Below are 15,244 nucleotides of genomic sequence, written 5' to 3'. Positions count from 1 at the left end.
TCTGGACAGGCTCCACGGTCTCCAACTCCACGGCGGTATCAGTCACTTGACGTCTCTCCCATGATCGTCGGATCCGCCGTTAGATTTACACTCCCACCGTCCGTTCGAGATCGGGCGCGTACCTGGCATCGAGAGGCCCAGACAGCGCCGCGACCACGACAAGGTCTCCGGGCACGAGAGCCCGAGGCCGCAACAGTTGGGACGGCCGGGGAGGTGCGGTGAGTCTCAGCGGTGAGAGTCACCGAGGAAGTATCCCGGCGCCTGCAACGGCGTGCGACACATTTACCGATCCATGCGATTCATCCGTTCGGCGGGCCCGGCTCGCCGGTTTGGGTGAATGGGCTGTCTCATGGCGCTGGTGGACCGCAACCGCGTTCGTGTGGGAGGTGGATGATGTACAGCATGCTCGCCGAAGGACTGGCAACCGAAAACGGCCCAGGACTGCTCTGGCACGCTCTCGATCGTGATGGCCGTTCTCTTTGCGGCCAGCCGCTGAACGGGAAGGCGACCGGCACGACAGAAGGCGCGATGGAGCGCGAGGATCCCTGCCGTCTCAGCATGAAGCACGTGGCCGCCGCGGTCGGTGCAGGCCTCGCCGACACACCGGCCGATGGCCAGGGTGGGGAGCGGCGGGCGTGAGCGGGCCGACGGCCGGAGTGCCGCCCAAGGGCGTGGCAGCCGACGGGGCACGCGCAGCCGCCCGGCCGCAGTTGGTTGAGCGATGGCGCGAGGCCGCGGACCGGAATCTCACCCCGACCAAACGGTCGCTCGTCATCACGTGGGCGTCCTTTGGCACGACATGGGGCATGGTGCGCTTGATCACGCACGGTATCCGGGGCGGCTGGCTGCCGTGGGGCAACATCTCCGCCGGCGGCGAGCACCTGCACCACTACAACGTCGGCATCGTCACGCTGGCCGGCATCGGGCTGATCGCCGTACGCGGTGACGAACGTGCCGTCGGCCACCCTGCGGTTGCCGCTGCCTACGGCGCCGGAACCGCCCTGATCACCGACGAGTTCGCCTTGCTGCTCGACCTGCAGGACGTCTACTGGGCCAAGCAGGGACGTCTCAGCGTCGACGTCTCCCTCGGCGTCCTTGCCGCACTCGGCACCTACCTCACCGCCAAACCGTTCTGGGAGGAGATCGCCAAGGTGACACGCCATCACATCACCTCAGCCGCAAAAGGCCTCTCGTCTGCCGGGTAAGGCCATACGGCCACCGGCTGTGCCCGCCTCGATCGGCGCCCTGCCGATCGCGGCGGACACAGGGCCGGTCCAGGCACCACTGTCAGCCGTGTTAGGGGCTGGTGACGTCCAGGACGCCCGCAATTAACAGGGCATGTGGGTGAAGTCCTGGAAGTACGCCGTCTGCACCGACCGCCTGGATCCGGTTCTCGAGCCCGAGCCGCACTGGCCGGAGAACGCAGTCATCCCCGATGAGTCCTGGTCGACACGGCGCTGGATCGCATCAAAAGTCGTCGATTCGCCTGATAGTGAAGGAAGCGTGCATAGCGTTAAGCTCCCGCAACCTACGACGTGGGGAGGGCCCGAGCATGCGGCGGTGGGCCGAGTTCGTTCTGCGGCATCGCAAGGCGGTAGTGGGTTTCTGGGGACTGGTGCTCGTCGCCGGCGTTCTTCTGGCCGGCCGGACGACGAACCGGCTGACGATCGACTTCTCCCTGCCCGGTAAGCCCGGCACGGTGACAGCCCACCGCATCGAGCGCACCTTCGGCAGCGGCGGTGACACGAACCCCTATCTGGTCTCGGTCACATTCCCCGCGGGGCAGACGGTCACCGGTCACGAGCAGGACGTCGGGCGGGCGTTCACGGCCGCCGGCACAGCCGTCCCCGGCCTACGGGTGATCGACGAGGCGAACACCGGGGACAAGGCGTTCCGGACGAAGGACGACCGCACTGCTTATGCCCTGGTGTTCTACCGCTTCAACCCGTCACCCAGCCAGAAGCTGCTCACCGATCCGATCCGGTCGGCGGCGCAGCACGCCGTGCCGGCGGGGTCTGCGGTCGGCGTGACGGGGGAAGACGTGCTGGCCTCCGGCGGCAACAACGGGGGTGGGCCCGGCGTCCTCGGGGAGACACTCCTCGGCGCCGTCGGCGCCCTGGCCGTACTCGCCTTCGTGTTCGCATCCTTCCTGGCCCTGCTGCCGCTGGTGGTGGCCGCGGTGTCGATCCTCGCGACCTTCGTGATGCTGCTGCCGCTCACCTATGCGACCGATGTGTCGTTCATCGTGCAGTTCCTGGTCGCCCTCATCGGCCTGGGCGTGGCGATCGACTACTCACTGCTGTTCGTCACCCGCTGGCGCGAGGAGCGCGACCACGGCCGGGACAACCACGACGCGGTCGTCGTCGCGATGGAACGCGCCGGACACGCCGTGCTGTTCAGCGGCGTCACCGTCGCGATCGGTCTGCTGGCGCTGGTGGTCCTGCCGGTCCCGTTCATGCGGAGCATGGGCTACGGCGGAGCCCTCATCCCCCTGGCAAGCGTGCTGACGACGCTCACGCTCACCCCGGCGATCCTGGGCGGCATCGGACCGAGAGTCGACTGGCCGAAGATCCGGCACGAGAACCGGGCCAGCCGCTTCTGGAGCCGGTGGACCACTGCTGTGGTACGACGCCGCTGGATCGCCGCCGCCACTGCGCTGGCCGCACTCTTCGCACTGACCGGAGTCTTCCTCGGCATCAAGATCGGTCTCGCCTCGTCCGAGTCACTGGCCAAGAGCGGCCCGGCCTACGAGACCCTGCAGACCCTGAAGCTCGGCGGTGTGCCAACTGGCGCCCTGACCCCCATGGAGATCCTGGTCCGCACCGACCGGGCCCGCACAGCCGCCGCCAAGCTCGCCGGCATCGACGGTGTCAGCAGCGTGTTCGTGCCGTCCGGACCGGCCGCCAACCGCGCCGGGCAGAGCATCGTCGTCGTCATCCCCGACCACGAGACCGTGAACTCCAAGAGTGTCGGCGTGGTCAAACGGGTCAAGACTGCCGCGGACGGCCTGCCCGGCGTCCTCGGTGTCGCCGGCATCGGCGCGGCACAGATCGACTTCATGCATGCCGTCTACGGCAACTTCCCTCTGATGCTCACCATCATCGCCCTGCTGACGTACGTCCTGCTGGTGCGCGCCTTCCGCTCCCTGCTGCTGCCGTTCAAAGCGATCTTGTTGAACCTGATCTCCCTTGCGGCGACCCTCGGCCTGATGGTGATCTTCTGGCAGGACGGGCACGGCTCCAACGCGGTCTTCGGCATCGCGGCCACCGGCGCGATCACCTTCTGGATCCCGCTGATGGTCTTCGCGTTCCTGTTCGGACTGTCCATGGACTACGAGGTGTTCATCCTCTCCCGCATCCGAGAGGAGTACGACACCGGCCGCTCCACCGACGCCGCCGTGATCGAGGGCCTCGGGCGCACCGGCCGGCTGGTCACCAGCGCCGCGCTGATCCTCTTCCTCGCCTTCGCCGCGCTCGCCTCCGGCCCCGGCACCGATCTGAAGACGCTGGCGACAGGCCTTGGCATCGGCATCCTTCTGGATGCGACCATCGTGCGGATGTTGCTGGTTCCGTCGCTCGTTTCGCTGTTCGGCCCGTGGAACTGGCACCTGCCCGGCTGGGCGGCCCGCCCGCTGCGGGTGGCGCCGTCGTATCCGCACCCGGAGACGGTGACGCCCGCGGCGCAGCGGCGCCCGAACTGACCTCGGCGGAGCACATGGCCGCCGTTCCGCGGATCCTTCAGGTGTCCCGGTCGGTGGCCTGCTCGTCACTGCACGCCTCGGCCCTGGCGGAGGGCCACTGCGCCAACGAGATCATCCCCGTCACCCCTCGGATCAGGTAGAAGGATTCCAGAGGAAGTTCGGCGAACACGGCCAGTGCCGCCGACAGCCAGATCTCCGGGGTGCCGAAGGCGAGAGACACGTCGAACCACGCGTCGCAGATCAACAGCAGGGCCGTTGCGAGGGTCGCAGCGACGACGGCGCGGTGCACCAGCCACCCGAGAAGCGCTGGGTCATCCAGCGCACCATCTCGTGGCTGTCCGACCACCGGCGGCTCAGCCCCCGCTAGGAACGCGATCCCCGCAACTACCTCTCTCGGCCACGCCGCCACCCTGTACTGCTACAAGCGAGTCAACTTGACCGGCCCTGAAGGGCCGGTCTTGGAGGTAGTGCCCAGCTGGCTGCTGGGTTGGCTCCTCCGTCCAGCCACCCCTATGGGGTGGCAGGGGCGCGTGACTCACGCCCCGCGTTCCACACGCTCTCGCCACGGGTGGCGATGTTGTGGGAAGCGTTCCGGTCGGCGTGGGCAACGACCCCGCACCCCCGGCAGATGAAAAGTTGCTGGTCGACACGGTTGCGTTTGTCGACGTGGCCGCACGCGGCGCATGTCTGGGACGTGTACCGGGGGTCGACGAAGACCAGGGGTACCCCGGCCCGCTTGGCCTTGTAGACGATGAAGTCTGCGAGCTGGGCGAAGGCCCAGGCATGGAGTGCGACCCGTTGGGGCTTGCGGAGCCGTACCCGGTTGCGGATGCCCTTGAGTTCTTCCAGGGACAGGCCGCGTCCGGTGCGTTCAGCCTCGGTCACGATCGTCTTGGCGATGATGTGGTTCTGGTTGGCGGCGTGCCGCGCCTCGCGCCGGGCACGGGCCCTGAGCCGCCGCCTGGCGGACTTGGTGCGCTTCTTCTGGAGCTTGGCCCGCAGGGCAAGCTGCCGCTTGCGGTACCGGTTGAGCCCCCGACCGGCGGCGAGGTAGCCGGTGGATGTGGTGGCGATGTTGACGATGCCGAGATCCACGCCGATGAAACTGTCCGGCTCGTACGTTTCGGCCTCGGGAACCTCACACGTAGCGATCAGATAGAAGACGCCGTCACGCTCGATCAGGTCGCACTCGCCCTTGCGGTAGGCCTGGAGCATCCTGAGCGCATCCGCAGAGCACACGAACGGCACGTTCTTGACCCGGCCGCCCACGGTCCAGATGGACACGGTCCGCTGGTCGTACTGCCAGCTCAAACACCGGTCGTCATACGGCTGCGCGGCATCGGGCCGGAACATGATCGCCTTCGACTCCGCCTTGCGGCGGCGCTTCGAGCCTTCCTTTCCGAGGTTCCCGGCACGGATGTTGGCCTTGAGCGTGGTGTACGAGTCGCGCACCTTCTTGATGACGTGTTGCGCAGCCTGCGCTCCCAGCCCACGGGCTTTGAGTTCGGCGTAGGTGTGCTTGCGCAACTCATATTCACGCGGCACCCCGTGGGCGAACGCCACCTTCGACACCCAGTTCGCGGCGTCATTGACCGTGCACAGGGTGCGCTCAAGCACGGATGCCTGCGCGGCGTCCGGCATGAGCTTGACCTGCGTCACGATCTTCACCGGCGCGATCGTAGCAGTGCTCTGTCTCACCCCGCTGAGAGTCAAATCCCCATACCCGCAGGGTCCGTAGCGTCATCCACACCCTCCACGCACACGTGCTCTTCACCCCCAGGTACGGTCGCGGACCGTTCACCGACAAGATCCTTCGGCGCTGCGAAGAGGTCATGCACGACGGGGGTACGGACCTTCGGCGCGAAGCTGCGGGAGTTCAACGGCGACCGCGATCACGTGCACCTGCTCGTGCACTACCCGCCCAAGGCCGCCACTCCCGACGCGTAGGGTCCCTCACGGGTGTCTCCGCCCAGCGCCTGCGGCCGGAGGTCCCAGCCCCTATCCGTAAGTACCGGTGGGGTGAGCACTTCTGGTCGCCGTCCTACCTCGCCGCCTCGTGGCCGGGGCGCCCCGCACGCCGTCATCAAGGAGCACATCGAGAACCAGAAACGTCCCGGCTGAGGTCAACAGCACAGACCCGTGCACCCACACGGGTCACAGCAGCGTCAAGAAGCGCTTCCTCCCGAGCGTGAACGCCCAGGGTACCGCGCTAGATCAATGCTGATCCGCCTCACCGCATAGGACACGGTAGGGCGTGCGCGGCGTCAGACCTCACCCGCATGGTTGCTTGTCCGGTCCGGCGGATCGCACGCAGACTTCCTTTCCCCTTCCTGACGTCTGCTGTTCCTCGTCTTCCGGGACAAGGAGCCCGGTGGTCACGGTGCGGTCCATGCTGGAGGCAACGCGCCCGCGTGCGCAGGTGGTACGTCTTTGTTCCGCTTCGGCTCAACGCGCCCTGCGCGCGATGTAGTTCGGCGGCTCGACGGCGTGCCGGTTTGTCGGCTTCCTCGGTTTCGAGAGGTCTGCGACGGGGCAGCACCTAGCGACTAGGGGGAAGCGCATGCGGCAACGCTCGCCTCAGACGATGCAGATCGCGGTCCTGGTCTCGGCCACGTTCCTTGAGGTCGCGGCCAACTTCGCCGCGAACGCGGTCGAGTCGCCCATCGTGCGCTCCCTCGACTGGATCGCGCCGTTCGTGGTGATCGTCCTGCTGGGCGTGGTCGTCGTGGGCCAGGTGGTGGTGCACCGGCAGACGCATCCCGCCGCGCCGCGGCCCGCCTGGGATCCGCAGGACACCCCCTACCCGGGCCTCGCCCCCTTCGGCCGCTCGGAGGCGGCCGTGTTCTTCGGACGGGACGAGGAGGTCGCGCAGATCGTGCGACGGCTGAACACCTCCACGCCCGATCCGCAGGAGCGGTTCGTGTGTGTCACGGGGACGTCGGGCAGCGGGAAGAGTTCGCTGGTGCATGCCGGGGTCCTGCCGCGTCTGCTGCGCTCGCGGTGGACCGTGCTGCCGATGATGGTGCCGGGCTCCGAGCCTCTGCATCACCTCGCTCACAGTCTGACCCGGGCGGCGGGGCTGGACCGGGACGAGGTCGTCCGGCGTCTGCGGGCAGGTGATCTCGTGGGGGTGCGCAGGACGCGTGCCGCGGGCGGCGTACTGCCGGGGCGCACGCTGCTGGTGATCGACCAGTTGGAGGAACTGATCACGGACTCGTCGGAGGCCGACAGAGAAACGTTCCTCGCGTCCGTCTTCGCGGCCCTCGCCGACGACCGTCGCCTGTGGGTCGTCGCCACCTTGCGGGTGGAGTTCCTCCAGGACTTCCTGGCCTTCGGCCAGCCGCAGTTGTTCACCTCACCGATGGCGCTGGGCGCCATGTCCACCGCCGAACTCGTCGCCGCTGTCGAGCAGCCCGCCCGGCTGGCCGGGGTGACCTTCGAGCCCGGGCTGGTCGCGCACATCGTCGACGACACCGGCACCGCGGACGCGCTGCCGCTGCTCGCCTACCTCCTGCGCGAGCTCTACCTGTCGATTGGCGAGTCCCGGCTGGCCACCAAGGCGAGCTACCTGTCCCTCGGCGGCGTCGCCGGCGCGCTGGCCCGCCAGGCGGACGAGGTGTTCGCCACCGTCGTCGACCGGCACGGCGCGGACACCGTCCTTGCCGTGCTGTTGCGGCTCGTGGGCATGGAGGGCGGCGAACCGGTCAAGCGCCGGGTGCCGTTGGCCGGCCTGTCGGATCAGGAACGGGAGATCCTGCGCCCGTTCGACAAGGCACGGCTGCTCGTCGTCACTCAGGTTGACAGCCTTCCCATGGTGCAGGTGGCACACGAGGCCCTGTTCCGTCAGTGGCCGCCGCTGCACCAGCAGGTGACGGTGCGTGCCGAGCGGCTCAACAGCCGTAGTGAGCTGGAGCGTTGGGCGGCCGACTGGCGGTCCTCGGGATACAGCCCCGACTATCTCCTGACCGGGGAGCGACTCGGACTGGCCCGCCGGTGGCTGACCGGTCTGGAGTCGGCCGGGGAGGCGACCGCGGACATGCGGGAACTGGTCACCGCCTCCCGCAGCAGGGACCGGACCTTCCTGAAGCAGGTCTCCGAGGCGGTCGGCCAGTACGTCCTGGCCAACGCCGAACGTGATCCGGAACTGGGCACTCTCCTCGCGGCCACCGTCCTCGCCGAGTGCCCGCCCACTGCCACCGCGGTCCGGGCCATGATGGCCGCGCTCGCCCACAACCACACCCAGGCCGTCCTCACCGGCCACACGGCAGGGGTGCGCGCGATAGCGTGGTCGCCCGACGAGGCGTGGATCGCCACCGGGTCGATGGACGGGACCGCCCGCATCTGGGACGCCGCTTCCGGCGTGCCCGCCCTGCTGCTGGAGGGACATGCGTCGGGAGTCGGCGCCGTGCACTGGTCGCCGGACTCGCGGCGGGTGGCCACCGCGTCGCGCGACTGTACGGCCCGGGTGTGGGACGCGGCGTCGGGGGAGACCGTCGCCGTCCTGGCCGCGTTCACCGACATAGTGCGGGACGTCGCCTGGTCCCCCGACGGCTCCTTGCTGGCGGTCTGCTCGCGCGACCGGCGCATCCTGCTCTTCGACACCGCCGACTGGCGGCAGACGGCGGACCTGTCCGGTCACCGCAACGAGATCTACCGGCTCGTCTGGTCCCCGGACGGCACCCGGCTGCTCTCCGCCTCCTACGACAGGACCTGCGTCGTCTGGGACGTCGGGACCGGGCAGCCCGTACGCGTACTCGAACGTTCCAACAACCGCGCCGCCCCCGTCTCCTGGACGCCGGACGGCACCTTCCTGGTCAGCGGCGAGGAACGGATCAAGGTCCTGGACTCGGGCACCGGGCGGCTCAGACGGCTCTTCCCGGAACCGAACGAACTCATCACCGACCTGCGCTGCAATCCGCGAGGCGACAGCTTCGCCGTCTCCTCACGCGGACCCGCCGTCCACATACGGGCGCTCGACCACGGCGGCGAACTCGCCCGGCTGTGCGGCCACACCGACAGGGTCCAGGCCCTGGCCTGGTCCCCCCGCGGCGACCGCATCGCCACCAGCGCCGAGGACGGCACGGCCCGGATCTGGACGCTGGGCACGCACAGCACCGAGCTGCGGCAGATGGGCGATCACCCCTCACCCGTCATCAGCGTCGACATCACACCCGACGGTGCCCACGTCGCGGGCGGCAGCGGCCACGGGGTGCGGATCTGGCACATGGACACCGGGCGACCCGTCACATCCCTCACCGGCCACACCGCCGGCATCAACGGCGTGCGATGGCATCCCGACGGTCGCCGGCTCGCGAGCTGCGCCGACGACAACACCGTCAGGATCTGGCACCCTCTCGCCTCCGACGAGCACCGGACGCTGTTCACCGGAGGGGAGACCATCGAGGCCGTGGCATGGTCCCCGGACGGGGGTCGCCTCGCCATCGGCGGACGCGACAACCGCGCCACCGTCCTGGACGCCACGACAGGCGCGGAGCTGGGCCACTACGGGGAGCACTCCCAATGGGTCTGCGCGGTCGCCTGGTCCCCGACCGCGACGATGCTCGCCACCGGCTCGGACGACCACACCGCCCAGATCTGGGACGTGGCCGGGCGCCGCCTCCTGCATCACCTGACGGGCCACCAGAGCTGGGTCGACGCGATCGCCTGGTCCCCCGACGGCACCCGGCTCGCCACCAGCTCCGCCGACTGGACCGTACGCGTCTGGGACACCGCCACCGGCGCACTCCTGCACCTGCTGAAAGGGCATGACGCCCGCGTCCGCGGACTCGCCTGGTCCCCGGACGGCAGCCGTATCGCCACCGGCTCGGACGACCGCACGGTCCGTCTGTGGAATCCGTCGCCCGGCGGGGAGAGCAGGGTGATCGGCATCCACCGCGACCGCTGCACCTCGGTCGCGTGGCTGCCGGACAGCCGCAGCGTGGTCTCCGCAGCCGAGGACCGTACGATCCGGCTCTGGGCCGCGGAAAGGGACATCGCCTCGCTCCTGTCGGCCGCACGGGACCGGATCTTCCGCTCCCTCACCCGGGAGGAGCGCCGCACCCACCTGCTGCCCGAACCCACCCCCACGACCACGGCCTAGCCCTCGGCCGTCGTCACGGTGCCCCGCGCCTGCCGCGGACCGCCTTCAGTGCGCGCTGTCGTCGCCGTGGCTGCGGACGATCTCCTTGACCTTGGCCACCGCGAATCCCCAGCCCTGCTCAACGGTCGGCTTGGCCGGCACCGCGATCTCGTCGGGGTTGGTGAGCACGTCGAGCAGTACCGGTCCCGGCGCGTCGAAGGCGCGGCGTACCGCCTTCTCCAGGTTGCCCGGGTCGGTCACGCGGATGCCGGTGATGCCCATGGCCGTGGCCACGGCGGCGAAGTCGGGGTTGTCCAGGACCGTGCCGAACTCCGGGAGCCCCGCCTGTTCCTGCTCGAGTTTGACCATGCCCAGGCGGCGGTTGTCGAAGACGACCAGTTTCACGGGCAGTTGATGCGTCTTCAGGGTCATGAGGTCGCCGAGGAGCATGCTCAGACCGCCGTCTCCGCAGAAGGCCACGACCTGCCGATCCCGGTCGAGACACTGGGCGCCCAGCGCCTGCGGCATGGCGTTGGCCATCGAGCCGAGGTTGTAGGAGCCGATGAGCCGCCGCTCGCCGCGCATCTCGACGAATCGCGAGAGCCATACGGTCGCCATACCCGTGTCGGAGGTGAACACGGCGTCGTCGGCGGCCAGCCGGTCCACCACGGCCGCCAGCGCCTCCGGCCGGATGCCGTGGCTGCGGTTGTCGAGCGAGGAGCGCACGCGGCCGAGCAGCCCCTTGTCGTGGGCGGGGTCGGCGAGCCGGGCCTGTCCCTCACGCCACTGCTCGAAACGCTGACGCGCCTTCTCCAGATGCGTCCGGTCCCTGGCACCGTCACTCCCGGCGGGAAGGTGGGTGAGGAGGTCGCGCACGGTAGCGCCGGTGTCGCCGACGAGACCGACCTCGACGGGCACCCGCCGTCCGACGTGGGCGGCCTCGGTGTCCACCTGGATGACGGTCTTCCCCTCCGGATACCAGTCGCGGTAGGGGAAGTCGGTTCCCAGGAGCAGCAGGGTGTCCGCGTCCTGGAGGGCTGACGCGGCCGCCGGATTGCCGATCAGCCCGGTCTGGCCGACCTGGAAGGGGTTGGCCTCGCCTTCGAAGCCTTCCTTGGCCTTGAGCGTGAGGACCATCGGCGCGGCCAGCCGGTCGGCGAGGGCCAGTACGTCCTCGCGAGCGCCCCGCGCGCCCCGTCCGACCAGGAGCGTGACCCGCTCGGCACGGTCCAGCAGCTCGGCGGCGCGCCGCACCGCGGGCTCCTCTGGCCGGCTGACCGGCGCGTCCAGCGCGAACCGGGCCGGCCGGTCGGTGCTCAGTACGCGGTCGCCCAGGTCGCCGGGGACGGTCAGGACGGCGACGCCCTTGCGGCCCAGGGCATGGCGAACGGCCGTCTCCAGCATCTGCGGCAGTTGGTCCGAGGAGGTGATGGTGGCGCGGAAGACGGCCACGTCGCTGAAGAGGGCGTCGTTGTCGACTTCCTGGAAGTAGTCGGTGCCGAGCTCGGCGAGCGGCACCTGTCCGGCGATCGCCAGGACGGGCGTGTGGCTCTTGGCCGCGTCGTACAGTCCGTTGAGCAGGTGGACGGAGCCGGGGCCGACGGTGCCCATACAGACCCCGAGGGTGCCGGAGAGCTGCGACTGGGCGCCCGCGGCGAAGGCCGCCGCCTCCTCGTGCCGGCAACCCACCCACTCCAGGCCCTCGGTGGTGCGGATGGCGTCCGTGAGGGGGTTGAGCGCGTCTCCCACGACGCCGAACACCTGGCGCACGCCGAGTTCGCTCAGTGCGTCCACGATGACGCGGGCGACGGTACGGGCCACGTTGTTCCTCCAGGTCATACGGATCGGCAGTCAGACGGTGAAGCGGTCGGGATCGGCGGCCTTCCAGTCGGCCGCCCAGGAGCGCGGGGGCTCGGCGAGCAGCTGCCCCGGCTCCAGCCACTCGTACAACTCCTCGTATGAGCACTCGGTGTGAGGGTCGATACGCCGACGGAGCATGTGCGGGCGCAGATCAGCGGGATCGGTCACGCCCATGGACGCCATGATCTGCAGGGCGCTGGCCACGGTGGCCTCCTGGAAGCGCTGCACACGCGGCGTCTTGTCCCGCACGTCGAGGGCGCGGGCGCGCCGGGGGTCCTGCGTCGTCACGCCGGTGGGACAGGTGTTGGTGTGACAGCGCTGGGCCTGGATGCAGCCGACGGCGAACATCATCGCCCGCGCCGCGTTGCCGTAGTCGGCACCCTGCACCAGACGCTTGACCAGATCGGTCCCGGTGGCGATCTTGCCGCTCGCCCCGACCTTGACCTGGTCGCGCAGGCCCGCGCCGACGAGGGCGTTGTGCACGACGTGCAGCCCCTCGGTCAGCGGTGTTCCCACGTGGTCGGCGAACTCCAGGGGCGCTGCTCCGGTGCCGCCCTCGCCGCCGTCGACGATGATGAAGTCGGGCGCCGTGCCCTCCGCCGCCATGGCTTTGCACACGGCGAGGAACTGCCGACGCGAGCCCACGCACAGCTTGAACCCGGTCGGTTTGCCACCGGACAGCTCCCGCATCCGGGCGATGAACCGCACGAGTTCGCGCGGGGTGGAGAACACCTTGTGGTACGGCGGCGAGATCACCGTCCGCCCCTCGGGAACGTCCCGTACCCGCGCGATCTCGGCATTGACCTTCGCCCCCGGCAGGACCCCGCCGATCCCGGGTTTGGCCCCCTGCGAAAGCTTCAGCGACACACATTTCACGTGATCGTGCGCGGCCTTGTCGGCGAACTCGGCCGGGTCGAAGTCACCGTCCGCGGTGCGGCAGCCGAAGTACCCGGTGCCGATCTCCCACACCAGGTCCCCACCCGGCCTCAGGTGGTACTCCGACAGACCGCCCTCACCGGTATCATGGGCGAAACCCCCGGCCGCCGCACCGCCGTTGAGCGCGAGGATCGCATTCGCCGACAGCGAGCCGAAACTCATCGCCGACACGTTCAGCAGCGCCATGTCGTACGGGCGGCTGCAGTCCGGCCCGCCGATCCGCACCCGCGGCGGCGTCTTCGGCACCGGGCACGGAGCCATCGACGGCACCAGGAACTCGTAACCGGGCCGGTACACGTCCCGCTCGGTGCCGTACGGCTGCTCGGCGTCGGTGCCCTTCGCCCGCTCGTAGACGATGCTGCGCACGTCCCGGTCGAAGGGCCGACCGTCGTAGTTCCGCTCGATGAAGTACTGCTGGAGTTCCGGGCGGATCCGCTCCATGAGGAAGCGGGCATGCCCCAGAACCGGATAGTTCCGCAACACGGAATGCCGCCGCTGCACCAGATCCGCCACGCCCAGCAGCCCCATCAGACACAACGGCACGGCGGCCAGGCTCCACCAGGGCGAGAGACCGACCGCGGCGACGGCCGCCGCGACGCCGCCGGCCAGGAACAGAGCGATGATTACCGTACGTATCACCCCACGCTCATTGCCCGGGATCGGCGTGCCAGTCCTGGGATTCCGTCAAGAAAACGGCAAGTCGCGGGAGGGGTGGGAGGAGTACCGGCGCTACGGGGCCCTGTTGCTCGCCATTGTTGATCAACACTGAGGAGATCCCATGCCTGCGATCCTTCGGCCCCGTGCTCTACGTACTGGCGACCTGGTGGTCGTCACCGCTCCCTCGAGCCGGCTCAAGCCGGGTGAGGAGCCACTGCTGGCCCGCGGTGTGGCGATCACCGAGCGGATGGGTTCCAGGTGCGGGTCAGCTCCATTGTCGACCCGGCGCGGGATCGCTGGTGGGCATCGGGCACGCTGGCGGAGCAGGCCGGCGACTACATAGGCCAGGGCAGGAGCCAGACACACCAGGGTGCCACCAGCACCTTCGCGCTCAGGTGGTACGGCGACGGGGTCCAGTACGACATCTCCGGCAAGCGGGACTACCCGACCGCGCTCCTGCCCCCGCCCGACGGCGAACAGTTCGTCGCGAGACGGACCTACCAGGCACAGGGCAGTTATGTTCCCTCGGTGGCAGGACTCGACGTCTTCGGAAACGGACGCGGTGCAACACCGCATCGGGAGTACTGACGGTGACCAGGCTAGCCCGTGGGGACGACGGCACCATCAAAGCCTTCGCCGCTACCTTCGTGCAGCACCGTGGGGGAGGCGAACCCGCTCTGCACGGCACGATCCACTACTACGCGTCAACTTGGCCCGGCCCTGAAGGACCGGGTTTGGAGGTAGTGCCCAACTGGCTGCTGGGTTGACTCCTCCGTCCAGCCACCCCTATGGGGTGGCAGGGACGCGTGACTCACGCCCCGCGTTCCACACGTTCTCGCCTCGGGTGGCGATGTTGTGGGAAGCGTTCCGGTCGGCGTGGGCAACGACCCCGCACTCCCGGCAGATGAACAGTTGCTGGTCGACACGGTTGCGTTTGTCGAGGTGGCCGCACTGGGCGCAGGTCTGGGACGTGTACCGGGGGTCGACGAAGACCAGGGGCACGCCGGCCCGCTTGGCCTTGTAGACGATGAAGTCTGTGAGCTGGGCGAATGCCCAGGAGTGGAGCGCGACCCGTTGGGGCTTGCGGAGCCGTACCCTCTGCCGGATTCCCCTGAGTTCTTCCAGGGAGATTCCGGCCGAGGTGCGTTCAGCCTCGGTCACGATCGTCTTGGCGATGATGTGGTTGGTGTTCTTGACGTGCCGCGCCTCGCGGCGGGAGCGCTCCTTGAGCCGCCGCTTCGCGCTCTTGGTGTGCTTCTTCTGGAGCTTGGCCCGCAGCGCAAGCTGCCACTTGCGGTAGCGGTTCAGGGCGCGTCCGGCGGCCTGGTAGCCGGTGGATGCGGTGGCGATGTTGCCGATGCCGAGATCCACGCCGATGAAGCCGTCCGGCTCGTAGGGCTCGGCCTCGGGAACCTCGCACGTGGCCATCAGGTAGAAGACGCCGTCACGCTCGATCAGGTCGCACTCGCCTTTGCGGTAGGCCTGGAGCACCTTGAACGCGTCGGCCGAGCACACGAACCGCACGCCCTTCAACCGGCCTTCGGTGGTCCAGATCGAGACCGTCCGCTGGTCGTACTGCCAGCTCAAACACCGGTCGTCATACGGCTGCGCGGCATCGGGACGAAACATGATCGGTTTCGACTCCGCCTTGCGGCGGCGCTTCGAGCCCCCCTTGCCGAGATTCCCGGACCGGATGTTCGCCTTCAAGGTGGTGTAGGCATCGCGCACCTTCTTGATGGTGTGCTGGGCGGCCTGCGCCCCCAGCCCACGGGCTTTGAGTTCGGCGTAGGTGTGCTTGCGCAACTCGTACTCACGCGGCACCCCGTGAGCGAACGCCACTTCGGAGACCCAGCACGCCAGATCATTGACCGTGCGCAGGGTCGCAGACAGCGCGGCAGCCTGCTCAGGCTCCGGCATCAGCTTCACCTGCGTCACGATCTTCACGACGATCATCGTACTCCAGGTGATCTATGTCGACGGGCGGGGGGGCGCCCCCCCCGCCGGGCGCCCCC

General features: G+C 69.0%; 11 protein-coding genes. 6 read left to right on the top strand and 5 right to left on the bottom strand.

Annotation, left to right across the window (positions count from 1 at the left end; genetic code table 11):
- Window positions 1-390 precede the first annotated feature (390 nt).
- The 3 genes from ACIRVK_RS42660 to ACIRVK_RS42650 all read left to right on the top strand — a co-directional run bounded on the left by ACIRVK_RS42660 (window position 391) and on the right by ACIRVK_RS42650 (window position 3,700).
- Window positions 391-639 carry a hypothetical protein gene (locus ACIRVK_RS42660; RefSeq protein WP_404257091.1) on the top strand — a complete coding sequence of 83 codons (249 nt, stop codon included), beginning with the start codon at window positions 391-393 and terminating at the stop codon, window positions 637-639.
- Window positions 636-1,205: a hypothetical protein gene (locus ACIRVK_RS42655; RefSeq protein WP_404257089.1), complete on the top strand. Its 570-nt coding sequence runs from the start codon at window positions 636-638 to the stop codon at window positions 1,203-1,205. Before ACIRVK_RS42660 ends, ACIRVK_RS42655 begins: the two co-directional genes overlap by 4 nt.
- A 347-nt stretch (window positions 1,206-1,552) precedes the next feature.
- Entirely contained in the window at window positions 1,553-3,700 is a 2,148-nt protein-coding gene (locus ACIRVK_RS42650; protein WP_404257087.1) for an MMPL family transporter, read from the top strand.
- Between the two features lie 37 nt (window positions 3,701-3,737).
- On the opposite strand, the gene ACIRVK_RS42645 is transcribed toward ACIRVK_RS42650, so the two are convergent.
- Both ACIRVK_RS42645 and ACIRVK_RS42640 read right to left on the bottom strand, forming a co-directional pair.
- Window positions 3,738-3,989, bottom strand: coding sequence for a hypothetical protein (locus ACIRVK_RS42645; RefSeq protein WP_404257085.1), 252 nt, complete (start codon window positions 3,987-3,989; stop codon window positions 3,738-3,740).
- 221 nt (window positions 3,990-4,210) lie between these two features.
- The gene (locus ACIRVK_RS42640) at window positions 4,211-5,341 is read right to left on the bottom strand and encodes an RNA-guided endonuclease InsQ/TnpB family protein (RefSeq protein ID WP_404257095.1); all 1,131 of its coding nucleotides are present in this window, start codon (window positions 5,339-5,341) and stop codon (window positions 4,211-4,213) included.
- A 122-nt stretch (window positions 5,342-5,463) separates the two neighbouring features.
- Here ACIRVK_RS42640 and ACIRVK_RS42635 point away from each other — a divergent pair, with 122 nt between their 5' ends.
- Both ACIRVK_RS42635 and ACIRVK_RS42630 read left to right on the top strand, forming a co-directional pair.
- Window positions 5,464-5,892 carry a transposase gene (locus ACIRVK_RS42635; protein WP_404257083.1) on the top strand — a complete coding sequence of 143 codons (429 nt, stop codon included), beginning with the start codon at window positions 5,464-5,466 and terminating at the stop codon, window positions 5,890-5,892.
- A gap of 392 nt (window positions 5,893-6,284) precedes the next feature.
- Window positions 6,285-9,800, top strand: a complete 3,516-nt coding sequence (locus ACIRVK_RS42630) for an AAA family ATPase (RefSeq protein WP_404257081.1) — start codon at window positions 6,285-6,287, stop codon at window positions 9,798-9,800.
- Window positions 9,801-9,845: 45 nt separating this feature from the next.
- Here the strand turns inward: ACIRVK_RS42630 and ACIRVK_RS42625 are convergent, their stop codons facing one another.
- Both ACIRVK_RS42625 and ACIRVK_RS42620 read right to left on the bottom strand, forming a co-directional pair.
- Window positions 9,846-11,600 (bottom strand): thiamine pyrophosphate-dependent enzyme, encoded by a 1,755-nt coding sequence (locus ACIRVK_RS42625; protein WP_404257079.1) that lies wholly within the window; start codon window positions 11,598-11,600, stop codon window positions 9,846-9,848.
- A 30-nt stretch (window positions 11,601-11,630) separates the two neighbouring features.
- Complete coding sequence (locus ACIRVK_RS42620) at window positions 11,631-13,214, bottom strand: FMN-binding glutamate synthase family protein (RefSeq protein WP_404257077.1); 1,584 nt, start codon at window positions 13,212-13,214, stop codon at window positions 11,631-11,633.
- Window positions 13,215-13,490: 276 nt separating this feature from the next.
- Here ACIRVK_RS42620 and ACIRVK_RS42615 point away from each other — a divergent pair, with 276 nt between their 5' ends.
- Window positions 13,491-13,820 (top strand): hypothetical protein, encoded by a 330-nt coding sequence (locus tag ACIRVK_RS42615; protein WP_404257075.1) that lies wholly within the window; start codon window positions 13,491-13,493, stop codon window positions 13,818-13,820.
- 198 nt (window positions 13,821-14,018) lie between these two features.
- Here the strand turns inward: ACIRVK_RS42615 and ACIRVK_RS42610 are convergent, their stop codons facing one another.
- Complete coding sequence (locus ACIRVK_RS42610; RefSeq protein ID WP_404257073.1) at window positions 14,019-15,185, bottom strand: RNA-guided endonuclease InsQ/TnpB family protein; 1,167 nt, start codon at window positions 15,183-15,185, stop codon at window positions 14,019-14,021.
- Between the last annotated feature and the right edge of the window lie 59 nt (window positions 15,186-15,244).

The organism is Streptomyces sp. NPDC101152, assembly GCF_044768275.1.
In the GTDB taxonomy this organism is placed as follows: Bacteria; Actinomycetota; Actinomycetes; order Streptomycetales; family Streptomycetaceae; genus Streptomyces.
This window is presented reverse-complemented; position numbering and strand designations above follow the sequence as displayed.

Bases quoted from the DNA above. Each gene is read 5' to 3' on its own strand.
- ACIRVK_RS42630 (WP_404257081.1), top strand. From the start codon at position 6,285: ATGCAGATCGCGGTCCTGGTCTCGGCCACGTTCCTTGAGGTCGCGGCC.
- ACIRVK_RS42650 (WP_404257087.1), top strand. From the start codon at position 1,553: ATGCGGCGGTGGGCCGAGTTCGTTCTGCGGCATCGCAAGGCGGTAGTG.
- ACIRVK_RS42610 (WP_404257073.1), bottom strand. From the start codon at position 15,185: ATGATCGTCGTGAAGATCGTGACGCAGGTGAAGCTGATGCCGGAGCCT.
- ACIRVK_RS42640 (WP_404257095.1), bottom strand. From the start codon at position 5,341: ATGCCGGACGCCGCGCAGGCATCCGTGCTTGAGCGCACCCTGTGCACG.
- ACIRVK_RS42660 (WP_404257091.1), top strand. From the start codon at position 391: ATGATGTACAGCATGCTCGCCGAAGGACTGGCAACCGAAAACGGCCCA.